General features: G+C 69.5%; 16 protein-coding genes. 10 read left to right on the forward strand and 6 right to left on the reverse strand.

The features are described from left to right. Positions 1-16: 16 nt before the first annotated feature. Entirely contained in the window at positions 17-2,458 is a 2,442-nt protein-coding gene (locus tag ACFYRY_RS24335; protein ID WP_389149301.1) for a SpoIIE family protein phosphatase, read from the reverse strand. 171 nt (positions 2,459-2,629) lie between these two features. Between ACFYRY_RS24335 and ACFYRY_RS24340 the strand changes: the two genes are divergently transcribed. The 10 genes from ACFYRY_RS24340 (at position 2,630) to ACFYRY_RS24385 (ending at position 19,198) form a co-directional block, all read left to right on the forward strand. Beyond that, positions 2,630-4,093: an aldehyde dehydrogenase family protein gene (locus ACFYRY_RS24340; RefSeq protein ID WP_389150260.1), complete on the forward strand. Its 1,464-nt coding sequence runs from the start codon at positions 2,630-2,632 to the stop codon at positions 4,091-4,093. 137 nt (positions 4,094-4,230) lie between these two features. Next, the gene (locus tag ACFYRY_RS24345; RefSeq protein ID WP_389149304.1) at positions 4,231-5,373 is read left to right on the forward strand and encodes a LacI family DNA-binding transcriptional regulator; all 1,143 of its coding nucleotides are present in this window, start codon (positions 4,231-4,233) and stop codon (positions 5,371-5,373) included. A gap of 365 nt (positions 5,374-5,738) precedes the next feature. Beyond that, a complete protein-coding gene (locus ACFYRY_RS24350) occupies positions 5,739-7,130 on the forward strand; it encodes an ABC transporter substrate-binding protein (RefSeq protein WP_389149307.1) in 1,392 nt (463 codons plus the stop codon). Position 7,131: 1 nt separating this feature from the next. Continuing rightward, a complete protein-coding gene (locus tag ACFYRY_RS24355) occupies positions 7,132-8,028 on the forward strand; it encodes a carbohydrate ABC transporter permease (RefSeq protein WP_389149310.1) in 897 nt (298 codons plus the stop codon). Beyond that, positions 8,025-8,957 (forward strand): carbohydrate ABC transporter permease, encoded by a 933-nt coding sequence (locus ACFYRY_RS24360; RefSeq protein ID WP_389149312.1) that lies wholly within the window; start codon positions 8,025-8,027, stop codon positions 8,955-8,957. The genes ACFYRY_RS24355 and ACFYRY_RS24360 overlap by 4 nt, the downstream gene beginning before the upstream one ends. A 50-nt stretch (positions 8,958-9,007) precedes the next feature. Then, the gene (locus ACFYRY_RS24365; RefSeq protein ID WP_389149315.1) at positions 9,008-11,143 is read left to right on the forward strand and encodes a beta-galactosidase; all 2,136 of its coding nucleotides are present in this window, start codon (positions 9,008-9,010) and stop codon (positions 11,141-11,143) included. Between the two features lie 48 nt (positions 11,144-11,191). Beyond that, positions 11,192-12,997: an RICIN domain-containing protein gene (locus ACFYRY_RS24370; protein WP_389149318.1), complete on the forward strand. Its 1,806-nt coding sequence runs from the start codon at positions 11,192-11,194 to the stop codon at positions 12,995-12,997. Positions 12,998-13,261: 264 nt separating this feature from the next. Further along, positions 13,262-13,771, forward strand: coding sequence for a hypothetical protein (locus tag ACFYRY_RS24375; RefSeq protein WP_389149321.1), 510 nt, complete (start codon positions 13,262-13,264; stop codon positions 13,769-13,771). Beyond that, positions 13,768-16,026 (forward strand): FxSxx-COOH system tetratricopeptide repeat protein, encoded by a 2,259-nt coding sequence (gene fxsT / locus ACFYRY_RS24380; protein WP_389149324.1) that lies wholly within the window; start codon positions 13,768-13,770, stop codon positions 16,024-16,026. Before ACFYRY_RS24375 ends, fxsT begins: the two co-directional genes overlap by 4 nt. 148 nt (positions 16,027-16,174) lie before the next feature. After that, positions 16,175-19,198, forward strand: coding sequence for a tetratricopeptide repeat protein (locus ACFYRY_RS24385; protein ID WP_389149327.1), 3,024 nt, complete (start codon positions 16,175-16,177; stop codon positions 19,196-19,198). Positions 19,199-19,275: 77 nt separating this feature from the next. On the opposite strand, the gene ACFYRY_RS24390 is transcribed toward ACFYRY_RS24385, so the two are convergent. The 5 genes from ACFYRY_RS24390 to ACFYRY_RS24410 are packed head-to-tail and all read right to left on the reverse strand — an operon-like array spanning position 19,276 to position 24,821. After that, a complete protein-coding gene (locus ACFYRY_RS24390; protein ID WP_389149330.1) occupies positions 19,276-20,304 on the reverse strand; it encodes an N-acetylglucosamine kinase in 1,029 nt (342 codons plus the stop codon). Next, positions 20,297-21,580: a 6-phospho-beta-glucosidase gene (locus ACFYRY_RS24395; RefSeq protein WP_389149333.1), complete on the reverse strand. Its 1,284-nt coding sequence runs from the start codon at positions 21,578-21,580 to the stop codon at positions 20,297-20,299. Before ACFYRY_RS24395 ends, ACFYRY_RS24390 begins: the two co-directional genes overlap by 8 nt. A 30-nt stretch (positions 21,581-21,610) precedes the next feature. Next, positions 21,611-22,474, reverse strand: coding sequence for a carbohydrate ABC transporter permease (locus tag ACFYRY_RS24400; protein ID WP_389149336.1), 864 nt, complete (start codon positions 22,472-22,474; stop codon positions 21,611-21,613). Beyond that, positions 22,471-23,469 carry a carbohydrate ABC transporter permease gene (locus tag ACFYRY_RS24405; RefSeq protein ID WP_389149339.1) on the reverse strand — a complete coding sequence of 333 codons (999 nt, stop codon included), beginning with the start codon at positions 23,467-23,469 and terminating at the stop codon, positions 22,471-22,473. Before ACFYRY_RS24405 ends, ACFYRY_RS24400 begins: the two co-directional genes overlap by 4 nt. Positions 23,470-23,471: 2 nt before the next feature. Continuing rightward, the gene (locus ACFYRY_RS24410; protein ID WP_389149342.1) at positions 23,472-24,821 is read right to left on the reverse strand and encodes an ABC transporter substrate-binding protein; all 1,350 of its coding nucleotides are present in this window, start codon (positions 24,819-24,821) and stop codon (positions 23,472-23,474) included. Positions 24,822-24,968: the final 147 nt, after the last annotated feature.

Genomic DNA, 24,968 nt, shown 5'->3' on the forward strand with positions numbered 1-24,968 from the left:
GTCAGGTCCGGTCAGGTCAGGCCGGAGAAGGCTCGGCGGAGAGTGCCTGTTCGGCCCAGATGATCTTGCCGTCGGTCGTCTGTCGGGTCCCCCAGCCCTGACTGAGCTGGGCGACGAGCAGCAGACCCCGGCCTCCCTCGTCGAAGGTACGGGCCCGGCGCAGATGGGGGGCGGTGGTACTGCCGTCGGAGACTTCGCAGATGAGTGTGCGGTCGTGGATCAGCCTGAGTTCGATGGGCGGCTCGGCGTAGCGGATGGCGTTGGTGACCAGTTCGCTGACGACCAGCTCGGTGACGAACACGGCCTCCTCCAGGCCCCACTCGACCAGCTGCCGGCTGGCGTTCTTGCGAGCCGACGCGACCATGGCGGGGTCGGGCGGCACCTGCCAGGTGGCGACGTGGGAGGCGTCGAGGGCCCGGGTGCGGGCCACGAGCAGGGCCACGTCGTCCACAGGGCGGTCCGTGAGCATGGTCCGCAGCAGGGCGTCGCAGGTCGCCTCCAGGTCACCGGTCGGTCGCCTGAGCGCCTCGCGCAGGGTTTCGATCCTCTCGTCGACGTCGTGGCCGCGAGCCTCGACGAGCCCGTCCGTGTAGAGGACGAGCAGGCTGCCCTCCGCCAGTGTCAGCTCGGTCGACTCGAAGGGCAGGCCGCCCAGGCCGAGCGGAGGGCCCGCCGGAACATCCACGAATTCGACCGTGCCGTCCGGTGTTACCAGGGCGGGTACGGGGTGGCCCGCGCGGGCGACGGTGCAGTGTCGTGAGACCGGGTCGTAGACGGCGTACAGACAGGTGGCTCCGATGTCACCGGCGGCCGCGGCCGTGCCGTCGGCCGTGCCGGCGGGGCGGTTGATCAGGTCGTCGAGGTGGACGAGCAGTTCGTCGGGGGGAAGGTCGATGTCGGCGAGTGTGCGTACGGCGGTGCGTAGCCGCCCCATGGTGGCGGAGGCCTGGATGCCGTGGCCTACGACGTCGCCGACGACCAGGGCGACCCGGGCACCGGACAGCGGAATGACGTCGAACCAGTCGCCGCCGACTCCGGCCTGGGTGCTGGCGGGCAGGTAGCGGGAGGCGAGGTCCAGGGCCGCCTGCTCGGGGAGTTGCTGCGGCAGCAGGCTGCTCTGCAGGGTGAGGGAGATGGCGCGTTCGCGGGTGTAGCGGCGGGCGTTGTCGATGCACACGGCGGCGCGGGCGGTGATCTCCTCGCCCAGCAGCAGGTCATCCTGCTCGAAGACCTTGGGCTGCCGATGGCGGGAGAACGTGGCCACGCCCAGGGTGAGGCCACGGGCGCGCATGGGCACCGCGAGCACCGAGTGGAAGCCGAATGTCCGCATGCGTTCGGCGCGCTGCGGGGTCTGCCGTGCCACCTCCGCCAAGGCGGCGGGGGTCACGTGCTCGATGATGGGACGGCCCGAGGCCAGGCACCGCGCCGCGGTCGAACCGGCCGGGTACGCGGCCACGGTCCCGCGCTTCACCACGGTCTCGGGGCATCCCTCCAGGACCGACTGATAGGCGACCCGGCGCAGCCTGACGGGGCCGTGCGGAGGTCCCTGGGGCGGATCCTCCCCACCCTCGATCGCCGGAAGGAGGTCGACGGTGACGAAGTCGGCGAACCGTGGGATGGCGACGTCGGCGAGTTCCTGGGCCGTACGCGCCAGGTCCAGGGTGCTGCCGATACGCACGCTGGCGTCGTTGAGGAGCACCAGCCGCTGCCGTGCCAGGTGCTGTTCCGTCACGTCGTGGGCCGACAGCAGGACACCCTCCAGCCGCCCGTCGCCGTCCCACACGGGAGCGAGGGACACCGACCACACGCTCTGGCGCTCATGGCCGGCGAGTTGCAGCGCGGCTCCGAGTTCCTGCGGCCGGCCCGTCTCCAGTACGCGCCGCATCCCCGCTTCGGCCCGTTCGCTCTGCGGATCGACGACGATCTCCGTGACCCGCAGTCCGCGCATCGCCTCCTCGGACAGGCCCATGGCACGTTCCATGTCCCCGTTCGCCCGGCGCAGCCGCAGCCCGGTGTCGTACAGGGCCATCGTGCAGGGGGAATGCGTGAAACTCCGCTGCACGAACGCGTCGTCCTCGGGTCCGCCCGCCGGGCGGGTCACCGCCGACACCAGCAGCCACCCGTCCCCGTCGTTCTGTCCGTCGTTCTGTGCGCGGTGGGCCAGCAGGTCGACGGGGAGGCGGCGGCCGTCCCGGTGCAGCAGCGTCAGCGTGCCGCTCCACCTGCGCAGATCCGCGAGGGAGCCCGGCACCTCGGCGGGAGCCGGGTTCGGGAGCAGCACGGTCACCTTCTGGCCGACGACCTCGGAGGCCCGGTGGCCGAGCAGCCGCCGCGCCCCTTCGTTCCACGCGGTCACGACGCCGTGCCCGTCCACGCGGACTCGTGCCGTGGCCGCCTCGTCGACCGTCCCCCGCGCCCCGGCGCGCGGGACGTCGTCCCCGGAAGCAGATCCGGTCATGACGTCATCTCGCCTCGCTCCCGCCTGGGGTCTTCTGTCCCTGAACGGCAGGGACCCGAGGTGCGCCGCCCTCATTTATTACGACACTAGACAATAAGAGTGACAGATCACCGTGAATAGGTCCTCATGGTGGGAAGGCGCCCCGACTGCTCGGAGGGCGGGACCATGACCATGGACGTCAACGGCGAGGGGACCTGGCCGGCCCCGGCCGAGTGGACCGGGAAGATCTACAGCGGGGGCTGGTGCGCCTCCGAGGGCGGCACCCGTCAGGTCATCGAACCGGCGACAGGCCGTCCGCTGGCCGACGTCGGTGTGGCGGCCCCCGCTGACGTGGCGCGAGCGGGCGCGAGGGCGGCCCGCGCGGCCAAGGGCTGGGCCGCGACAGCACCCGGCGAACGGATCGAGGTGCTGCTGCGCGTCTCCTCGGCTCTGCGGGAGCGCAGCGGGACGGTCCGGGACTGGATCGTCCGCGAATCGGCCGGCGTCCCGGCCAAGGGTGACTACGAGATCGCCGCCGCCCTCGACCAGCTGACGCACGCCGTCGGACTCGCGTCGCGGCCGCTGGGTGAGGTGCTGGCTCCGCAGGCCCCCGGCGCGACCAGTCTGGCCTGGCGGGTGCCGCTGGGGGTCGTGGGTGTCATCAACCCGTGGAACGCGCCGCTGCTGTTCGCGATGCGTGCGCTGGCTCCGGCCCTCGCGCTGGGCAACGCCGTACTCCTCAAGCCCGACCCGCTCACACCGGTGTCCGGGGGCGTCCTCGTCGCGCGGCTCTTCGAGGAGGCGGGACTGCCGGAGGGGGTGCTGCACGTCCTGCCCGGAGACGCCGAGACCGGGCGGGCGGTCGCGGCCGATCCCCATGTCGACATGGTCTCGTTCACCGGCTCGACGGAGGCCGGGCGTGCGGTGGCCCGCGTGGCGGGAGAAGGCCTGAAGACGGTCTGCCTGGAGCTCGGAGGCAAGAACTCGATCATCGTGCTCGACGACGCGGACATCGAGGCCGCCGCGGCAGCCGGAGCCGCGAGCACCTTCGGCTACCAGGGCCAGGCCTGCGTCGCCGCCGGCCGCCACCTCGTCGACGCCGGTCTGATCGACGCGTACACCGACGCGCTGGTCGGCCAGGCGAGAGCCATGCGGATCGGTGATCCGCGCGCCGAGCACGTCACGATCGGTCCGGTCATCAGCGAGCGGCAGGCCCTGCGCGTCCAGCACATCGTCGACGAGAGCGTGGCCGCCGGGGCACGGCTGCGCACCGGCGGCCGACGCGACGGGCTCTTCTACCCGCCCACCGTCCTGGACCGTGTCGAGCGGGGCATGCCGGCCTTCACCGAGGAGATCTTCGGTCCGGTCGCCCCGGTGATCCCCTTCCGCAGCGAGGCGGAGGCCGTCGAGATGGCCAACGACACCGCGTACGGTCTGACCGCCGCGGTGCACTCCGGCTCCGCGCCGAGAGCCGCCGCCGTCGCCGAACGACTGCGCACCGGCATGGTCCACATCAACGACGTCTCCGCCAAGGACGCCGCCAACGCGCCCTTCGGCGGCATGGGCGTCTCCGGCAACGGATCACGGATCGGCGGCACCGCCAGTCTGGAGCAGTTCACCCAGTGGCGGTGGATGACGATCCCTAAGCCCGCCTGACCCCTACCCTCGACCAAACGTCACGGATGCGTTTCCAGCTCTTGACGGGCGCCGTATGACTGCGTAGACATGACAGCGCAGTCAGACGGATGACGTCTGGCAGTATTGGGCTCGAACCTGCGGCCACGGGAGACGTCATGACGCGAGGGACAGGACGGGACGGGAGTCCCGGGGCGCCGCGCAGCGTGGACGTGGCCCGAGTGGCCGGGGTCTCGCAGAAGACGGTGTCGAGGGTTTTCAACGACGAGCCGTATGTCTCCGCCGATGTGCGCCGACGCGTCCTCGAGGCCGCCGAGCAGCTCGGCTACCGCCGCAACAACGCCGCGCGGGCGCTGGCTTCCGGGCGGACCCGCTCGATCGGCGTGGTGACGCTGGGGACGGCCCTGTACGGTCCCGCCTCACTGCTCATGGGTGTGGAGCGGGTGGTCCGGGACACGGGTTACGCGCTCCGCGTGGTCAACACCGTGGAGGGCGACCCCGCGGGGATCGCCGGCGCCGTCGACTCGCTCCTCGACCAGGGCGTGGACGGGATCGTCATCTCCGAGCCGATCGAGGAGGAAGCGGGCGCGGGAGACCTCTCGGCCCGCATCAGCGTGCCGGTCCTGGTGCTCGGCGCGCCGCCGCCCTTCACCGCGTCCACGGTGCTGGCCGCGGGATGCGGCGCCGACCTGATGGCCCGGGCGGTCGTCGAGCATCTGCTGGACCTGGGCCACCAGACCGTGCATCACCTCGCCGGTCCTCAGCGGTGGTACGCCGCCAAGGACCGTCTGGAGGGATGGCGGGCGACGCTGGCAGCACACGGCCGGGACGCTCCGCCGGTCCTCGAGGGCGACTGGTCTGCCGCCTCCGGTTATGCGGCCGGCCTCGAGCTGGCCGCCGACCCCGACGTGACCGCGGTGTTCGCCGCCAACGACGACATGGCCATCGGCCTGATCCGCGCCCTGGCGGACGCGGGCCGGCGGGTGCCGGAGGACGTCAGCGTGGTCGGCTTCGACGACATCCCGGTCGCCGCCTATGTGTCTCCTCCGCTGACCACGGTGCGGCAGCCGTTCGACACCGTGGCGCAGGAAGGGCTCAAGCGCCTGGTGCACGCCATCGAGAACCCGCAGGCCATCGCTCTGCCGGCGAGCGACCCACCGGTCGACCTCGTCGTCCGTGCCTCGACGCAGCCCCCGCCGCCGCCACGGCCCCCGGAGCGGCGACGACATAGCGCCTCCCGCGCCCGAGGTGAGGCGTCCAGTCCCCCACTCCCGGAGAAAGGGTCGTCCACCCACCACTGAACAGCGCCGATCGGTCAGGGCCAAGCCCGGACCCGGCGTGTGATCCCCGGGGCGAGCCGCCGTACCGGCGCTTGTTCAGCCCAGTCCGTCCCGACCGTGTCCCCGCCGCTGCGGAAGACCCCGCAGCCCGGACGACGCGCGCGCTCTCCTTCACCCAGTGGCTCTCCAGCCGCATGGGCGCAGCGCTTTCCGGCCCGTCCCGCACTCATCTGTGCGCCGTGCCCCGGTAAGTGACCGGCGCGCTTTGCGAACCGTCGGCTTCGACGTCCAGGTCGTCACGCCCACGCGCGCTTTCCTTTTCGTCATCCCCTTTCCGCACGCCCTTCCCCGGCGTGCGGTCCCTTCGCCATCGGCGGGAGTTCACCATGTCCACATCCGGATCCTCCGCACCCTTCTCCTCCATGAACCGTCGGCTCTTTCTCACCACGACGGGCGCCCTGTCGCTCGGCGCCGCCCTCACGGCCTGCGGCGGCGGTGACTCCGGCGGTTCCTCCGCCGCCGCCAAGCCGGTCAGCCAGGCCGACATCGACAAGGCGATGAAGACGCCGACCGAGCTGACGTTCTGGACCTGGGTCCCGAACATCGCGAAGGAGGTCGCGCTCTTCGAGAAGAAGTACCCGGCCGTCAAGGTCAAGGTCGTCAACGCCGGGCAGGGCACCCCGCAGTACACCAAGTTGCGTACGGCTCTGAAGGCGGGCAGCGGCGCCCCCGACATGGTGCAGATGGAGTACCAGGCGATTCCGACGTTCACCATCACCGACAGTCTGCTGGACCTGCGGCCTTACGGTGCTTCCGCGCTCAAGGGGCAGTTCGTCGACTGGACATGGGGTCAGGTCAGCGGCAGCAAGGGCGAGGTCTGGGCGATCCCGCAGGACACCGGCCCGATGGGCATGCTGTACCGCAAGGACATCTTCGACAAGCACGGCATCGAGGTCCCGGGGACCTGGGACGAGTTCGCCGCCGCGGCGCGCAAGCTCCACAAGGCCGACCCCGACGTCTACCTCACCAACCTGGCGGCCAACCAGGTCGCCGCCTGGCACGGCCTGCTGTGGCAGGCGGGCGCCAAGCCGTACGTGACCTCCGGCAAGAGCGACATCGCCATCAGTGTCGACGACGCCGTCTCCAGGAAGCTCGGCGCGTACTGGGGCGGGCTCGCGAAGGAGGGGGTCATCGGCGTCGAGCCGGACTTCACCGACTCCTGGTACGCGGCGCTCAACAAGGGCAAGTACGCCACCTGGATCACCGCCGCCTGGGGGCCGGTCTTCCTCTCCGGTTCGGCCAAGGCCACGGCCGGCAAGTGGCGGGCGGCCCCGCTGCCGCAGTGGGACGCGGCCAAGCCCAGCTCCGGCAACTGGGGCGGCTCGACCACCGCCGTCCTCCGCTCCACCAAGAACCCGGTCGCGGCGGCGGTGTTCGCGCAGTTCCTCAACAGCGACCCGGCCAGCGCGAAGATGTTCGCCACCGAACAGTTCTTCTTCCCGGCGACGAAGGCGCTTCTCACGGACGCCGAGTTCGTCGGGGACAAGCCGTCGTTCTACGGCGGCCAGAAGGTCAACCAGGTCTTCGCGGACATCGGCTCCACGGTCAACTCCTCCTTCCAGTGGCCGCCGTTCCTCGACCAGGCGGCGACCGACTGGACCGAGACGGTCGGCAAGTCGCTCGCCGACAAGACCGACACCGTCCGCGCGCTCGGCAGCTGGCAGTCACGGCTGACCAGCTACGCCAAGGCTCAGGGCTTCACCGTCAAGGGGCGCTGAGATGGCCGTCACCACCGCGCCCGCCGCCAAGGGGCGGCGCCGGGCGGCGGGGCCGCTGTTCGTCGCACCGTTCATGGTGCTCTTCGCCCTGCTGTTCCTCGCCCCGCTCGGCTACGCCGCCTACCTCAGCCTGTTCCAGGAACGCCTCATCGGCGGCACCGCGTTCGTCGGGCTGGACAACTACGTGAAGGCCGTCCAGGACCCGCAGCTCGTCCACGGCGTCGGACGGGTCGCGCTGTTCTTCGTGATCCAGGTCCCGGTGATGCTGCTGCTGGCCCTGCTGTTCGCCCTCGCGCTCGACAGCGGTCTGCTGCGGCTCGCCCGGGTGATCCGGCTGGGCATCTTCGTGCCGTACGCCGTGCCGAGCGTGGTCGCCGCGCTCATGTGGGGCTACCTGTACGGCCCGGACTTCGGACCGTTCGCCCAGCTGAGCCGGAAGCTGGACCTGCCGGTGCCCGGCTTCCTCAGCGAGGGCTGGATGCTCGGCAGCCTGGCGAACATCGTGACCTGGGAGTTCGTCGGCTACAACATGATCATCCTGTACGCCGCCCTGCGCACCATTCCGCAGGAGCTGTACGAGGCGGCCGCGATGGACGGCGCCGGCGCCTGGCGGATCGCCTGGTCCGTCAAACTCCCGGCGCTCAAGCCCGCGTTGCTGCTCACCCTGCTGTTCTCCGTCATCGGCAGTTTCCAGCTGTTCAACGAACCGAACCTGCTGATGAAGGTCGCCCCGGACGTCATCAGCAGCTCCTACACCGCCAACCTCTACGCCTACTCCCTCGCGTTCACCGGCCAGCAGGTCAACTACGCGGCCACGGTGTCCTTCCTCCTCGGCCTCGTCATCGTGATCGCCTCCTACGCCATCCTGCTCACCGCGAACCGCAGGAGGACCCCGTGACGCTCACGACCCCCGCGGTCGGCGCCGCCCCGGTGGCGGACCCGGTCCCCGTCGCGCCCCGGCGGCGCCGACGTTCCCGTGCACGCCGCAGCACCCCGCTGACCATCGCCATGCTGGCGGCCCTGGCGTACTTCCTCCTGCCTCTGTGCTGGCTGCTGATCGCCTCGACCAAGAGCACCCAGGACCTGTTCAACAGCTTCGGCCTGTGGTTCTCGCACGCCCCGCAACTGCTGGCGAACGTCAGGGAGACCTTCACCCAGGACGACGGGGTCTTCGTGCACTGGCTGCTCAACACGGTGATGTACGCCGTGGTGAGCTCCGTCGGTGCCGCCCTGCTAGCGGCCGCGGCCGGATACGGCTTCGCCAAGTTCCGCTTCCGCGGCGACCGGTTCGGCTTCAACCTGGTTCTCGGCGCCGTCATGGTCCCGACCACCGCCCTCGCGATCCCGACCTACCTGCTCTTCGCCGAGGCGGGCCTGGTCAACACCCCCTGGGCGATCATCCTGCCCTCCCTTGTCAACCCGTTCGGCCTGTACCTCATGCGCGTCTACGCCCAGGACGCCATTCCCGACAGCATCCTGGAGGCCGCCCGCATCGACGGCGCCGGGGAAGCCCGGATCTTCTTCACGATCGCCCTGCGACTGCTCGCACCGGGCCTGGTGACCGTTCTGCTGTTCACGCTGGTGGCGACCTGGAACAACTACTTCCTGCCGCTGATCATGCTCAACGACCCGGACCTGTACCCGATCACCGTCGGGCTCTCCTCCTGGGCCGCCCAGGCCCAGAACGGCGGGGCCGGCTCCAGCAGCGACATGCTCGCGCTCGTCGTGACCGGATCCCTGATCTCGATCCTGCCCCTCGTCGTGGCCTTCCTGCTGCTCCAGCGGTACTGGCAGAGCGGCCTGGCCGCGGGCGGCGTCAAACAGTAGGGCCCGCGCCCTCCCTCCCCCACTCCCCGATTCCTCCGGAGGTTTCCTTCATGGCGGCCCTGCCTGCCCGCGTCCTGTTCGGCGCCGCGTACTACCACGAGTACCGGCCGCCCTACGGCACCGAACACCCCGACGAACGCCTCAAGACCGACCTCGACCTCATGGCTGACGCGCATGTCACCGTCATCAGGGTCGGCGAGTCCGTCTGGTCCACCTGGGAGCCCGAGAACGGACGCTTCGATCTCGACTGGCTCCAGCCCGTCCTCGACGGCGCCCACGAACGCGGCATCTCCGTCGTCCTCGGCACCCCGACGTACGCCGTCCCACCGTGGATGGCCCGCCAGTACCCGGAGATCACCGGCGAGCGGCGCACCGGCGAGCGCATCGGCTGGGGCGCCCGTCAGGAGGTCGACTTCACCCACCCCGCGTTCCGGTTCCACGCCGAGCGGATCATCCGCAAGATCGCCGCCCGGTACGCCGCTCACCCCGCGGTCATCGGCTTCCAGGTGGACAACGAACCCGGTCTGGAGCTCTTCCACAACCACGGTGTCTTCCAGCGCTTCGTGGACCACCTGCGTGCCAAGTACGGCGACGTGGAGACCCTCAACCGTGAGTGGGGCCTCGTCTACTGGTCGCACCGGCTGTCGACGTGGGCGGACCTGTGGACCCCGGACGGCAACGCGCAGCCTCAGTACGACGTCGCCTGGCGGGAGTTCCAGGCCCGCCAGGTCACCGAGTTCATCGGCTGGCAGGCCGACCTCGTCCGCGAGTACACCCGCCCCGAGCACTTCGTCACCACCTGCATCTCCTACAAGCGCCCCGGGGTGGAGGACGACGAGCTGACCGACCGCCTCGACATCGCGTCCGGCAACCCGTACTACGGCATGCAGGACGATCTGCTGCTGCCCGACCCCACGCCCGACGACCACCGGCAGAGCTGGCAGACCACCGGCGTCTGGGCCCTGTACCAGAGCGCCGACTGGATGTTCTCCTCCCGCCAGGAGCCCTTCCTCGTCACCGAGACCAACGCCGGCTCCATCGGCATGCCGTGGGACAACCGCCCCGCCTACGACGGCCAGTGGCGGCAGGCGGCCTGGGCGCTGGTCGGTCGCGGGGCCCGCATGATCGAGTACTGGCACTGGAACACGCTGCACTTCGGCGCGGAGACCTACTGGGGCGGCGTCCTGCCCCACACCGGGCAGCCCGGCCGCACCTACGCCGAACTCGCCCGTCTGGGCGCCGAGTTCGAAGCGGCAGGGGAACTCGTCGCAGGGCTCGAACCGGACGCCGACATCACGATGGTGTACTCGACGCCGAGCAAGTGGCTCATGCAGAAGTACCCGCCGCTCGCGACCCCCGACGGCGAACCCGACCCCGAGGCCTACCACCGCGTCTTCGACCCGCTCTACCGCGGCGCCTTCGACGCGGGCCGTCAGGTCCGCATCGTCCACGCCCGTCAGCTGCACGACCCGACCGGGGAACGGGACGGCCTGACGCCGGAGGAGGCGGTCGGCCGCCACCCGATCCTCGTCGTCCCGGCGTTGTACATCGCCGCCGACGCGACGCTCGACTGGCTGGCGGCGTACGCGCGGGCGGGCGGCCATCTGGTCCTCGGTCCGCGCACCGGCTACGCCGACCACGAGGCCCGGGCCCGGCAGGAACAGGCCCCCGGGCGACTGGTGGAGGCAGCGGGTGTCCACTACGACGAGTTCAGCAACCTCGCGCACCCGGTCCCCGTGCGGTCGGTGTCCGGCGGACCGCTCGACCTGCCCGAGGGCGCGACGGCGACCAGCTGGGCGGACGGCCTGACCGTCGCCGACGCCGAGGTGCTCGCCACCTACGACCACCCCCACTTCGGCCGCTGGCCCGCGGTCACCACCCGCCGCCACGGCTCCGGCCGCGTCACCACCGTCGGCACCGTACCCGGCCGGGACCTCGCCCGGGCACTGGCCGCCTGGATGGCACCAGCCGCCCGCAGCGCGTGGCAGGACCTCCCGGAACCCGTCACCGCGACGACCGGCACCTCCCCCGACGGCCGCCGCGTCCACATCGTGCACAACTGGAGCTGGGAACCCGCGAGCATCCCCGCCCCGGTGGACCTCCGTGACGCCCTGAGCGGCACATCCCACCCCGCGGGGACGCCGCTGGACCTCGGCGCCTGGGACGTCCGCGTGTTCGTCGCCTGATCCGACCCCTGACCGCCACCACCGTGGTCATCCCCCCGAGGAGGGGCTATGCAGAGAAGAAGAGCAGGGAAAGCGCTGGGAACCTTCGTCGCCGCGTCAGCGATGCTGGCGATGCCGATGGGCAGCGCGCACGCGTACAACCCGACGGGCGGGATCCTCTACCAGCTCGGAAACGAACCGTGCCTGAAGGGGCGGGGCAACTGCGCCGTCTACCCGAAGTCGGCGCAACTGCCGAGCGGACGTCTGGTCGCGTCGTTCGAGAAGTCCACGGTGGTGCCGGCGACGGGCAGCGCCGACCAGCAGACCCTCCCCGTCTACAAGAGCGACGACCACGGAACGTCGTGGCAGCCGCTGTCCGAGGTCAAGGCTCCCGCGTACCTGTCCAACGACCCCCAGTACGCGAAGTACACGAGCAACTGGACCAACCCGTACCTGTACACGCTTCCGCAGGACGTCGGGAACCTGAAGCAGGGCACCTTGCTCCTGGCGAGTGTCGTGTCGGGCGACGACTACTACTACACGGAGCACAAGGCGGCCGACCCGAACTGGACGCCGTCCAACGACGGCGACCGCAAGGACCTGGCGATCGCCCTGTACTCCAGCACCGACGAGGGCGCGACGTGGAAGGTCGTCAACGTCGTCACCACGGGCGGCTGGCAGGGCGGCAGCGCGGGCGCGACCGGCCAGAACATCGCCGCCGCGAACACCAACAAGCAGGTGGACCCCGTCTGGGAGCCGTACCTGATGGTCTACAAGGGCCGACTCGTCTGCTACTACTCCGACGAGAACGACTACACCGGCTTCAACGCGACCACGGGCGTGCCGACGCTGGACCCCGCCAACGACACCGCCACGGACTCCCAGGGCCAGATCCTCGCCCACAGGACCTGGGACGGCCGCAGCGCGCAGTGGAGCGCCCCCGTCGTCGACGTGGCCGGACTGACCCAGAACATGGGCGGCGGCAAGACGGAGATCGGTGGCGGACGGCCGGGCATGGCGAACGTCGTCCGCACGACCGACGGCAAGTGGCTGCTGACCTTCGAGTACTGGGGCGGCGGAGTCAACACCAAGTACCTGCTCGCGGACGACCCGCTGAAGTTCTACACCGGCTCCGCCACGGGCACGGCCGTCACCACGTTGCCGCTCGACACCGGTTCCCACACCCTCGCTACAGGCGGGAGTCCGGTCCTCATCAGGCTTCCCGGTGGCCGCCTGGTGTACAACGCGGCCGGCAGTGGCAACGTCTGGGTCAACGAGAGCGGACGCTGCGACGGCACATGGAAGGAGTACCAGACGACCTCGCCGGCGGGTTACAGCCGCGACCTGCAGTACGTCGAGGGCACCGGCCGCATCGCGATCCTCAACAACCAGGGCACCTCCACGATCGCCTATGGCGAGGTCGACCTCGGGCACTCGGACGGCGCCTACTACCAGTTGGTCAACCGCAGGACCGACCAGGTGATCGGCACCGGGAACAAGACCAACGACGCGAACATCGGCAACGGAGACGTTCCCGACGTCCGCCTGGAGGAGCCCGGCTCGGCGGCGAACCCGGACACCCAGTACTGGCACGTGGTGACCGAGCCGAACGGCGGCACGACCCTGCTGAACAAGTCGGGCGGCCGTGCGGCGGCCATCTGGACGGGGAACGCGACGGCCGGACAACGCATCGGGCAGTGGGTCGACAACAGCACCACCGGCAGCTGGAACCTGGTCAGGACCAGCGACGGGTTCTACAAGCTCCAGTCGGTCAAGAACACCAGCCTGTACCTGACCGGCGCGTCCGACGGAGCACCGCTGACCTTGCAGAACGCGGCCACGGACGGCTCACAGGACTGGGAGCTCGTGCAGTAGGGGGCCGGGGGCTTCGCGGGCGGCGGCAGCCCGTACGAGGGCTCTGGGGGCGGGTCCTCGTACGGGGTGGTGACTCAGCGGACGTGGCCGTGAGGCAGGCCGGCCAGATCAGATTTTGTGAGTCGAAGTAGTCGTATTTTGACCGCTCCTCAAATTAATTGCCCGAAAGAGCGCCATTTAAAAACTTTCGATGATTATGGGACGTATCGCTCAGTAGATTCAGAACCACGGTCGATCCGTCCATGGAGCGGAGAGTGTAGGCGCATGCTGGTTGAAACGATCACCGCGTTGGCAGCGGCGAGTGGGGCGGCGGTCGTTCAGGCCGCGGGAACAGATGCGTGGAACGGGCTCCGCACGCGGGCCGGGAGGATGCTGAGCCGTGGTGACAGCGCCCGCGAACAGGCCGAACTCGCACGACTTGACCTCACTGCGGAAGCCCTTACCTCGCATGACGCGGTAGATACTGCCGCGGTCCGGCTGCGTCACGAAGGAGTGTGGCAAGGACGCTTCGAGGGCCTGCTGCAGAGTATCGACGGTCCGGAACTGGCACGCACGGCTGATGAACTGCGCGAACTCCTGGCGTTCGTCGCCGCCGCGACCGGCGATGTGGCGATCGGCACGGGCAAGGCCGTCGCCCTCGACGGCGGAAGTGCGGTCTCAGGCGTCAAGCGCGTGGGGAGTAGCCTCCCAGGCCCCGCAAAAGTGCTGAACACCGGGGACGCCGAGGCGACCGGGACCGGCTCGAGTGCCGTGAGCGGCATCGTGAACCAATGACCGCTTCGGACCAGCAGGGCACTTGGCAGGAAGTGCTCCAGAGCGGGAATGCCACAGCCCACCCCGGAGGCGTCGCCGTCTCCGGTATCTACAACCTCAACCTGAACGTGCCGCTGGAGGCACTACGGCCCCCGGCCGAGGTGGACGCCCGGCCTGGCCTGGACGATCTGCCCTACCTGCCTCCACACTTCGTCGGTCGCGAGGGCGAACTCGACCGCCTCGACGCCGCCTTACGCAGACCGGGCACCGCCCTTGTACAGGCCGTGCACGGGCTGGGAGGGATTGGCAAGAGCTCCCTCGCCGCCTACTGGGCCGCGAACCGTGCCCACGGCCACGCACCGATCCGTTGGATCACCGCAGACAGCTTCGGCAGCGTTCAACAGGGGCTTGCCGACTTTGCCACCGCCTTGCAGCTTCCCCTCGCCAGAGCTATGCCGGTCGAGGCGTTGGCCGAGTACGCCCTGGAATGGCTGAGCACTCATCATGGCTGGCTGCTCATTCTCGACAACGTGAACGACCCTGCCGACATTGCCCGCCTCATCGCCCGGGCCCCCGGTGGCCGGTTCCTCATCACGAGCCGGCTTGCCACTGTGTGGAGCGACGCCGCCACCCTGGTTCCTCTCGGCATCCTGGAACCGGACGAGTCCCTCACTTTGCTTGCGGACATCGTCACAGGAGCCGGCCCCCGGGATATGGACGGTGCCGTCGAACTGTGCGAAGAACTGGGGCACCTGCCCATCGCCGTCCAACAGGCCGCCGCCTATCTGGCGCAGAACCCGTTCATCACACCACGCGCCTACCTGCAGCTTCTGGCCGAGAGCCCAGCGATGATGTACCGCCACGGCGCCGCCACCGCTCGGGCCGAACACACCATCGACCGAATCTGGAACATCACTCTCGACCGAATCAACAGCCTCCAGCCCCAGGCCGCCGACCTGTTGCGCACTCTGGCCTGGTACGCCCCCGAGCACATTCCCGTCAGCCTGCTCGACGGCTTCGCCGACCCGGCCACGCTCAGCACGGCCCTGGGACTGTTGTCCACGTACAGCATGATCGCTCCCGACCCAGCCGTCGGCACTCTCGCCATCCACCGCTTGGTCCAAGGCGTCGCTCGCACTCCGGACACCGACATCCCCCACCGCACCCCCGACCTCATCGCCCAAGCCCGCAACCGCGCCACCGCTCTCCTGAGTGCCGCCCAGCCCAATGACTTCGAGGACCCGGACACTTGGCCACGCTGGCGCGCCCTTCTGCCCCACATTGACGCCTTGGCCGACCATGCCGCAGAGATCACGGACACCGCCGCCACCGAAGCCGTGCTCACTGGTGCTGGAGGATTCCTCGAGAACCAAGGACTGACAGCCCGCGCCACCAGACATGTGCAGCGCGCCCTCTCCTATTCCGTTCGAGAACTGGGCGAAGACCACCCCGACACCCTGGCTGCGCGGAACAACCTGGCTTCTGCCTACCGGTCGGCGGGGGATCTGCAGAACGCTGTCCCGCTACTCGAGCGGGTCTTGGCGGATGCGGAGCGCCTGTTGGGACAGGACGATCCGTCCACCCTCGCTTATCGCAACAACCTCGCCTATACCTACCAGTCAACGTACGATTTACGGCGTGCGGCCTCCTTGTTCGAGCAGAACCTGGACCTCGCCCCGCAGGTGCTGGGCGAGGATCACCGGATCACCCTGAAGGCGCGTGCTGGTCTCGCGGTGATCGCATGGTCAGAGAAAGACCTGCCACTTGCCGTCTCCCTTTTCACGAAGGTCCTGGAAGATTCAGTGCGGGTATTGGGTGAGGATCACCAGGAAACCTTGAGCCTGCGCAACCACCTTGTCTACGCCCTGGAGTCGTCGGGGGATTCGCAGGGGGCCGCCTCCATGTCCGAGCAGAACCTGAATCACACGATACGGGTACTGGGTCGGGACCATCCGGACACCCTGAGGGCGCGTGGGGGCTACGCATCCGTGCTTCGGTCGATGGGAGAGGTGGAACGTGCCGGTGCAGTGTTTGAGCACAACCTGGCAGAGAGGATCCGGCTCCTGGGTGAAGACCACCCGGACACTGTGACCGCGCGTGGCAATCTCGCTGTCACTGTGGAAATGACGGGAGATCTTCGGCGCGCCATCACCCTCTACGAGCAGACGGTGACGGACGCGGCACGAGTGCTGGGGAAGCAACACCGTTTCACAGCAACGATTCGTGACCGGCTCACCATGCTTCGGAAGAGGAAGGGCCGTGCACGATCTGGCTGACTTCCGTAGGGGCCGGCGGCAGAGGCGCGGACGTCATGGCTGGGACAGCGAGGCTGCCAGTGGGGACGACAGCGACACCATCAGTGGCGTCGACCACAGCTTCCCTGCTCGGCAGGGGAACAGTTCGCAGGACCGGGGGAAAGCTCACATGGCACGGCCGGACAAGCACCGACACGAAACCGGTGAAGCGACCGGGAAGATCACCCTGAGCGGCACCGGGGACGCTACGGCCCGTTCGGGAGGAAGCGCGGTCAGCGGCTACCTGGGCCCCGCCCAGGGAGCCGGTGGAGATGTTGGTGGCCCGACCTTTGTATCCCAGACTGGGCGGACGACCGCCAGCGGGAGCGCGGTCGCCAACAGCGGCTACATCGGCGCACTGTCCATGCAGCAGCGCGCGCCTCAGGAACCGGCCCCCAGGCCACACCAGGTCGGGGTGATCCCACGCCTGGCGCGTTCTTTCCAGAATCGGGCTGGGGCGGACCAGCTGAAGCAGACAGTCGACAACGGCGGCACCGGAGTCCTCACTCAGATGCTGACCGGCATGGGCGGAGTGGGCAAGACCCAGCTCGCCGCCCACTACGCCCGCACCGCTTGGCAGGACACCAGCGAAACGGGCGCGTTGGACGTCCTGGTGTGGGTCACCGCGAGCAGCCGCCAGGCAATCGTGTCCGCCTACGGGCAGGCCGGCGTCGAATTGTGTCGGGGCGATCCCAACGACAGTGAGAAGGCCGCGGCTTCCTTCCTGGCCTGGCTGACCCCGAAGGCCGGGGCAGCTCGGTGCCGGTGGCTTATCGTCCTGGACGACGTCGCTGACCCGACCGACCTGGACGACCTGTGGCCGCCCGCCAGCCCCCAAGGCCGCACTCTGGTCACCACCCGTCGCCGGGACGCCGCCCTCGCCTCGAACGGCAGCCGCATGATCGAGGTCGGGCAGTTCAGTGAGGAAGAAGCCCTCGCGTATCTCATCGATGCCATGCCCGGCCACGAGGAAGCCGGCGCCGAACTCCGCGCCCTGGCAGACGATCTCGGACACCTTCCGCTGGCCTTGGCCCAGGCCGCCGCCTACATGGCCGACAGCGGCCACGACGTAGCCGGCTACCGCGGCCTGTTGGCCGACCGTGCCACCAAACTCACCGAGATCACACCCGACACACTGCCCGACAGCCAGGCCATCCCGTTGGCCGCCGTCTGGTCCCTGTCCATCGATCGCGCCGACACCCTGCGCCCAGGCGGTCTGGCCGGCCCCATGCTCGCTCTGACCGCCATGATGGACTCCAACGGCATCCCCGAGAACGTCCTCACCAGTGAGCCCGCTCTGAGGTACCTCGGCGACCGACGTGCGGCCGCCACAGGTGCCAGTGGCGCGTCCGAAGGCAGGACACGGTGGCCGTGGGGCCGACGTCGGAGGCAGGGACAGCCCGTGCCCGTCACTGCGAAAGAGGCGGTGGAGGCATTGCGGGCACTGCACCGGTTGAGCCTGGTGGACCACACCCGTGGTGGCTCGGCCCGCATCCACCAGCTGCTACAACGTGCCATCCGCGACCGTGTCTCGGTCGATGGGCATGCCCGGCTTGCCCACACCGCCGCGGACGCACTGGTCGCGGCCTGGCCCGCGGCCGAACACGACCAACAGGAGGCCGCACGGTTGCGGGCCTGCACGCTGGCCCTGGAATACAGGGACTCCACCAGTGCTCTGTGGGTCCCGCAGGGGCATGATGTGCTCTTTCGGTGCGGCCTCAGTCTCGGCGCGGCAGGGCAGTTCACGGCTGCCGGGGAATACTTCGCCCGACTTGAGCGGACCGCGGTCGCAAGCTTGGGCTCGAGCCACCCCCAGGCTCTTGCTGCTCGCGCCAATCATGCCCGGTGTCGAGGCCGGGCCGGGGATGTGACTGGGGCGAAACGAGCCTTCGAGGAACTTGTACCCATGGCGGTGAGAGCTCTGGGCTCCGACGATCCGGTCGCTCTCAGCATCCGGGCAGGACTGGCCTTTTGGCAGGGGCAATCCGGGGATGTGGAGGAGGCGGCCCGAACCTTGCAGGAGCTCCTGCCGGACATGGTTCACGTCCTGGGGCACTGTGACGCGGACACCCTGGTGATTCGCCACGAGATCGCCCGCAGACGGGGCCAGGCCGGGGACGCGGCCGGAGCGGTTGAGGAGTTCCGGGAGCTGCTGGCGGACATGGTCTGCTTGACGGATCACAATGATCCTCACTTTTTGAACGCCCTGCACAACCTGGGTGTGTGGCAGGGTCGAGCCGGGGACCCCGCCGAGGCGGTCCGCGAACTCGAAGGCCTGTTGCCCAGGCAGACGCGTGCTCTCGGGGCGGAGCATCCCGACACCCTCACCACTCGGCACGAACTGGCCTGGGCCCGTGGCGAGATCGGGGAAGTGGCCACGGCCGCGGCCGAACTGGAACGTGTTCTGTCGGACCGCGCAAGGGTACTTGGGCCTGAGCACCCCGACACTCTCACCACGCGCTTCGCCATCTCCCACTGGCAAGGCGAAGCCGGGGACGCGGCGGGCGCAGCGACCGCCCTGGCGGGCCTCATTCCCCTGATGGTGAAGGTGCTGGGAGCTGATCATCCTGAGACTTCCACCGCGCGTCTCACTCATGGCCGTTTGCTGGGTCAGGCCGGGGACGCGGTCGCCGCGGTCGACGTGCTCCGCGCTCTCCGGTGCGATCAGGATGCCTCTCACGGACCTGAGCATCGTGAAACCGTCGTGACCCGCGCCGAAATTGTTCACTGGACGGCGCACGCAGGGGATCCGGTCATCGGGGTCGAGGGCTTCACGGAACTGCTTCCCGTGTACGAGCGGGTGTTCGGCCCTGACCACGGTGAAACGCTTACGATCCGCACAAACCTTGCCCACTGGCAGCAGGAAACCGAGGACGCGAACGGCGCCATCGCGGCCCTGGAGGTTCTGTTACCGCACCAGGTGCGAGTTCTGGGCGAGGACCACCCCGACTGCCTCGCTACCCGTGCAAATCTTGCCTATTGGCATGGCCAGGCCGGTGACGCGACCAGTGCGGCCCGGATCTACGATCAGGTGCTACCCGACCTGATTCGGGTCCTTGGACCCGAGCACCCCTTCGCCCTCACCGCCCGTCTCGACTCCGTGCACTGGCGGCGCAGAGCGGATAGCGACGGCAATGGCGCTGTCACTCAATGATCGTTCCAGCATCAGGGTCACACATATGGCCCCGCCGTTGGGCGGGGCCATATTACTTGTTCCCGCACGGTCCTCCCCTACCCCACCGGCGGCGAGTCCTCGCCGGTCCCCGTGAGCAGCGGCGGCGGCTTCCGGTCGGCGATGTCCGCGCGTAGGTGGTGCTGTACGGCGGCCGGGGCGCCCGCGGTCAGGAGGGCCTCCCTCAGGGCGCCCGCGACCGGAGGGACATCGAGTACCCGGGGCCTGGCCATCGGTGCCTCGGTGGCGAGGCGGGCGGTGATGTGGTCCCGCAGCAGTACCTGGTCGTTCTGCAGGGTGCCGCCGCCGAGGACCACCGGTGTCGGGGTGCGCAGGAGGCGGAGCCGGCGCAGCAGGGCGGTCACCATGACGACGATCTCGTCGCCGAGGCGTTCCACGATGCCCCGCGCCACGGCGTCGCCGTCGGCGGCGGTCGCGAAGACCAGGGGTGCCAGGCCGTGCAGGGCGGTCACCGGTATGTCGCCGCCGCTGACGGCCAGGGCGACCAACTCGACGCTGTCCAGGCCGAAGTGACCCGGCAGGTTCTGCCGCAGCCGGGTCGCCGGTCCGCGTCCGTCGCCCGCGCGTACGGCGGCCCCCAGGCCCGCGCGGGCCACGGCGAGCCCGCCGCCCCAGTCCCCGGTGATGTCGCCGAGGGAGAGGAAGCGGGCCGAGCGGCCCCCCGGATGGACCGCGGCCGCGTTGATGCCGGCGCCGGACACCACCGCCACTCCCCAGCCGTCCGGTGCTCCGGCCAGCAGCACCGCGAGGGTGTCGTTGCGCACGACAGTCCTCCGGGCCACGCCCAGTCGGGTCAACTGCCGTAGTGCCAGGCGTTCCTGGGCCCGGCGGTCGACGTTGGCGAGGAAGTACGCGCCGGCGGAGACCGGGGTCGTGTCGGGGAGGCCGGCCTCCGCCAGCGCGTGGCGCACCAGGTGGGCGAGCCGTTCGGTGGTGGTCTGCATGCCCTCGGTGTGCGGACGGGTACCCGGGCCCCGCACCCAGGACAGCAGCCGTCCCTCGGTGTCCGCGAGGATGAGATCGGTCTTGGAGTTTCCCCCGTCGACGCCCACCACGAGGTCAGGCATCGGCGGCCTCGCTCGTGAAGAACCGGGGCAGATGGGGCCGGTTGGCCTCCAGCAGCGCGTCGAGCAGCGTGTCCGCGCGGGCCCATTCGCGTACCAGCGGGTTGGCGATCAGGGCGCGCCGGGCCACCGTCCGGTCGCCGGTCAGGGCGGCCTCGACGGTGAGGGTCTCGTAGGCGGTGACCGCCTGGACGAGTCCGAGCATCTCGGGCGGCAGGGGTGGCACGGGGACCGGATGCGGCCCGGCGGTGTCGACGTGGGCCGGCACTTCGACCACGGCTTCGTCCGGCAGGCCGGGCAGGACTCCGTCGTTGCGCACGTTCACGTAGTGGTGGGCGCCGTCGCCGGTGAGCAGGCTGGTGACCAGGGCGGCCGCGGCTTCGCTGTAGTAGGCCCCGCCCCGCTGCTCCAGCAGGTCGGGTTTGCGGTCCAGGTGGGGGTCCGCGTAGAGGGTCAGCAACTCCCTTTCGATGGAGAGGACTTGGGTGGCGCGGTGCGTTCCGCTCTGCTGGGCCCGGACCTCGTCGTCCGTGCAGTAGAAGTAGTGGAGGTAGTACGAGGGGATGGCACCGAGGTCGCGCAGTGCCCCGGCGGGGACGCGGGTCTGCTCCGCGAGTTCGTCGAGCGTGTCGCCGCTCAGGAGTTCCGGCAGGCGGTCCACGCCGTCCACGGTGACCGAGCGGATCCAGGACAGGTGATTGAGGCCGGCGTGGCCCAGCCGTACCCGGTCGGGCTCGGTGCCGAGGCGGGCGGCCAGCTGCCGCTGGAACTTGATCGCCACATTGCACAGGCCGACGGCGCGGTGTCCGGCGTCCAGCAGGGCGCGGGTGACGATGCCGACCGGGTTGGTGAAGTCGACGATCCAGGCGCCGGGCTGGGCGCGGCGGCGTACTTCGGCGGCGATGTCGAGCACCACCGGCACCGTGCGCAGGGCCTTCGCGAAACCGCCGGGGCCGGTGGTCTCCTGCCCGAGCAGGCCGAACCGGTTGGGCAGGGTCTCGTCCACCAGGCGGGCCGCCTGCCCGCCCACGCGGAGTTGGACGAGCACCGCGGCCGCTCCGTCGACCGCCTGGGCCAGGTCGTTCGTGGTGGTCAGACGGCCGGGGAAGCCGTGCCGGGCGAGGATACGGCGGGACAGGCCGCCGATCACGGCCAGCCGTTCGGCGTCGATGTCGTGCAGGACGAGTTCGTCGACGGGCAGCACACCGGCACGCCGGGCGAAACCCTCGATCAGTTCGGGTGTGTAGGTACTGCCACCGCCGACAACGGTGATCTTCATCGTGCTCCTGGAGTGTGCGTGGGGGGAGGTTCAGCCCTTGACGCCGGTCAGCGCGATGCCCTCGACGAAGACCTTCTGTGCCAGGAAGAACAGCACCAGGACGGGCAGCAGGAACATCAGCGAGGCCGCCATCTGCAGCTCGTAGGCGTTCTGGTGCCCGTCCTTCGCGAGCTGGCTGAGGGCCACCGCGAGGGTCTGGCCGGTGTCGCTGTTGCCCGTGTAGAGCAGCGGGTTGTAGAAGTCGTTCCACGCGTACAGGAACGCGAAGAGCCCCACGGCGGCGATCGCGGGCTTGGCCATCGGGATCAGGACCCGCCACAGGATGCGCAGTTCCCCCGCGCCGTCGACCCGGGCCGCCTCGGTGAACTCGTCGGGGATGGTCAGGAAGAACTGGCGCAGCAGGAAGATGCTGAAAGCGTCGCCGAAGAAGGACGGCACGATGAGCGGTTTGAGGGTGCCCACCCAGCCGACGTGCGCGTACATGACGTACAGGGGAAGGCTGGTGACCTGCGCCGGGATCATCATCGCGGCGAGGACCACCAGGAAGACGCCTTCCCTGCCACGCCACCGCAGCCGGGCCAGCGCGTAGGCCACGGGGACCGAGGAGATGACGACGCCCACCGTGGACAGTCCGGCGTACAGCATCGTGTTGAGCAGGTCGCGGCCGAACGGCATGGCCGAGAAGACCTTGCGGAAGTTGCCGAACTCCCAGGGCGAGGGCCACAGCGAGCCGGTGCCGGCCTGGTGCTGGGTCATGAACGCGGTGAGCACGCCGATGGTCAGCGGCAGCACGAAGCACAGCGCGATCGCGACCGCCGGCGCGTGCTCGGCCAGCAGGTACAACAGGCGCCGCCCGCTACGGGGTTGACGTTTCGTCAGGTCGAGGGTGCTCATCGGCCACCGCCCGCGTGGTGCACGAAGCGGCGCGAGGCGCGGATGAAGACCACGGTCGCCGCGAAGATGACCAGGAACAGCAGCCAGGCCATGGCGGAGGCGTAGCCGGTCTTGAAGTAGGCGAAGCCCTGCCGGTACAGCTCCGTGGAGTAGAACAGGAGCGAGTTGGCGGGGTAGCCGATCAGGTCGTTGCTGGACGATGTGGCGTTCGCGGAGCTGGAGGCGACGAACGCCTCGGTGAAGTACTGGAAGGTGTAGATCATTCCGGTGAGCAGGGCGAAGAAGATGACCGGGGAGATCGCCGGGAGGGTGACGCTGCGGAACTTCTGCAGCGCGCCCGCGCCGTCGAGTTCGGCGGCCTCGTACAGCTCGCGCGGCACGTCGAGCATGGCGGCGGAGAAGATGACCATCACGTTGCCGCTGGCCCACAGCGCCATCATGACGAGGCTGGGCTTGGACCAGGCGGGGTCCGAGAACCATCCGGGGCCGTTGACGCCGACGAGGGCGAGCAGCCGGTTGAGCGGTCCGACGGGGTTGAGCAGCACGATGAACGACAGCGCGGCGGCCACGACCGGCACCATCGACGGCAGGAAGAACAGCGTGCGGTACACGGCCCGGCCGCGCTTGACCCGGATGATCACCCAGGCGGCGAGCATGGCCCAGGCGGTGCGCAGCGGCACCATGACGACGACCATCCACAGCGTGTTGCGTACGGCCACCCAGAAGGTGTCGGACTGACCGAACAGGGTGCGGTAGTTGCGCAGGCCGACGAACCGCACCGGCCGGTAGGAGCCGGCCTGGAAGTCGGTGAGCGAGTAGTAGAGCGTGGCGAGCACCGGGTAGAGCACGAAAACGGCGAACCCGATGACGAACGGGGACAGGAAGGCGAGGACGACCCACCAGCGGGCTCTGCTCGGGCGGCGCCGCCCGCCCCGGGCAGGGCGCGGGTGCGCCGTGCCCGGGGCGTCGCCCACGGGGGCGAGAACGGTCGTCATCTCTACTGCCCGCTGTCGGAGTTGAGGCCGTCGATCTTCTTCCCGACCCCGGCGAGTCCGCCGGCCGCGTCCTTCACCTTGCCCTGCTCGTAGTCGAGGAGGAAGGCGCGCCAGGTGTCCATGTCCTCGATGCCCGCCGGGGTGAGTGTCTTGTAGGAGGAGTGCGGGTTCTGGAAGATGTCGACGAACGGCTTCCAGTGCGGGTCGTCCGCCTTGTCCCAGGCCTTGAGCGCGGCGAACGTGGTCGGCACGTTGTAGACGGTGTCCGCGAGGGTGTTCAGGAACGTGGTGTCGGTGGTGAGCTGCTGGAGCGCGAAGAACGCCTCCTGCTTGTGCTGGGAGCCCGCGGACAGATAGGCGACGGTGCCGAGCGTGGCGCCCGCGCCGTAGGTGCCCGAGGATCCGTCCAGGACCGGCATCGGCACCACGCCGTAGTCGAAGTCCTTCTTCTCCGTGGCGATCTCGCCGACGTGCCACTCGCCGTCGTACTCCATGGCCGCGGCGCCGGTCAGCAGCGGGTTGCCCGCGTCGTCCGCGTGCGGCTGGTAACGGCCCACGAACTTCTGCACGTTCGCCTTGCCGTAGTAGTCGATGAGGTCCTGGTCCCAGGTGAGCATCCGCTGCCACTTGGGGTCGGAGGCGAAGGTCGTGGTGCCGTCCTTGCCGTAGAAGTCGGTGCCGCTGTGCGCTCCGACGAAGAGGTACCGGTTGACGTCGTAGTCGGAGCGGGGGACGAAGCCAAAGGTCTTGATGGAGCCGTCCGCGTTCTTGACCGTCAACTTCTTGGCGTCCGCGGTCAGTTCGGCGAGCGTCGTGGGGGGCTTGGTGATGCCGGCCGCGGCGAACATCTTCTTGTTGTAGTAGAGCGCGAACGCGTCGGTCAGCAGCGGCAGCGCGCACTGCTTGCTCTGGTAGCGGGTGTAGACGAGGGTCGCGGGCGGGAAGGTCTTGGCCGTGTCTATCTTGGCCGAGGTCAGGTAGGGGCCGAGGTCGGCGACCGTGCCGTTGTAGCAGAACTTCGCCACGTTGTCGGGCGTGGAGCTGATGAAGACATCGGGCGGGTTGCCCGCGGCGACCGCCTTCGCGTAGGCGGCGTCATCCTTGTTGGGCACGAACTTCACCGTCAGCCACGGGTACTTGGTGTGCAGCCGGTTCAGGGTCGCCTTGAACGCCGCCACCTCGTTGGGGAGGTGGTTGAACGTCCAGACCGTGACGGTGGTGTCCTTGTGCGAGGCGCCCGGCGAGATGGCGGAGTCGGGTTGTGAGGAGGCCGGCCCGGATGACGTGCAGCCGGCCAGCAACAGCACGCCGGCAGCCGTGACGGCCGCGGCCCCGGTGATAGGTTTGAACACTGATCGTCCTTCCTCGGAGACGGGATTCCCTGGGTGACGGATCGGTCGTCGGTCGATCGGGCGCGACAACGCCCGGTGACCCTGAGCGGCGGCGCTGTCCGGCAAGACGGCGTCGCCGCGGTGTTGGTGGAACACGGCGGTACGTGG

It is taken from the genome of Streptomyces sp. NPDC005263 (genome assembly GCF_042872365.1).
Classification (GTDB): Bacteria; Actinomycetota; Actinomycetes; order Streptomycetales; family Streptomycetaceae; genus Streptomyces.

Coding starts and splice junctions, on each gene's coding strand:
- ACFYRY_RS24335 (WP_389149301.1), bottom strand. CDS start 2,458: ATGACCGGATCTGCTTCCGGGGACGACGTCCCGCGCGCCGGGGCGCGG.
- ACFYRY_RS24340 (WP_389150260.1), top strand. CDS start 2,630: ATGGACGTCAACGGCGAGGGGACCTGGCCGGCCCCGGCCGAGTGGACC.
- ACFYRY_RS24345 (WP_389149304.1), top strand. CDS start 4,231: ATGACGCGAGGGACAGGACGGGACGGGAGTCCCGGGGCGCCGCGCAGC.
- ACFYRY_RS24350 (WP_389149307.1), top strand. CDS start 5,739: ATGTCCACATCCGGATCCTCCGCACCCTTCTCCTCCATGAACCGTCGG.
- ACFYRY_RS24355 (WP_389149310.1), top strand. CDS start 7,132: ATGGCCGTCACCACCGCGCCCGCCGCCAAGGGGCGGCGCCGGGCGGCG.
- ACFYRY_RS24365 (WP_389149315.1), top strand. CDS start 9,008: ATGGCGGCCCTGCCTGCCCGCGTCCTGTTCGGCGCCGCGTACTACCAC.
- ACFYRY_RS24370 (WP_389149318.1), top strand. CDS start 11,192: ATGCAGAGAAGAAGAGCAGGGAAAGCGCTGGGAACCTTCGTCGCCGCG.
- ACFYRY_RS24375 (WP_389149321.1), top strand. CDS start 13,262: ATGCTGGTTGAAACGATCACCGCGTTGGCAGCGGCGAGTGGGGCGGCG.
- fxsT (WP_389149324.1), top strand. CDS start 13,768: ATGACCGCTTCGGACCAGCAGGGCACTTGGCAGGAAGTGCTCCAGAGC.
- ACFYRY_RS24385 (WP_389149327.1), top strand. CDS start 16,175: ATGGCACGGCCGGACAAGCACCGACACGAAACCGGTGAAGCGACCGGG.
- ACFYRY_RS24390 (WP_389149330.1), bottom strand. CDS start 20,304: ATGCCTGACCTCGTGGTGGGCGTCGACGGGGGAAACTCCAAGACCGAT.
- ACFYRY_RS24395 (WP_389149333.1), bottom strand. CDS start 21,580: ATGAAGATCACCGTTGTCGGCGGTGGCAGTACCTACACACCCGAACTG.
- ACFYRY_RS24400 (WP_389149336.1), bottom strand. CDS start 22,474: ATGAGCACCCTCGACCTGACGAAACGTCAACCCCGTAGCGGGCGGCGC.
- ACFYRY_RS24405 (WP_389149339.1), bottom strand. CDS start 23,469: ATGACGACCGTTCTCGCCCCCGTGGGCGACGCCCCGGGCACGGCGCAC.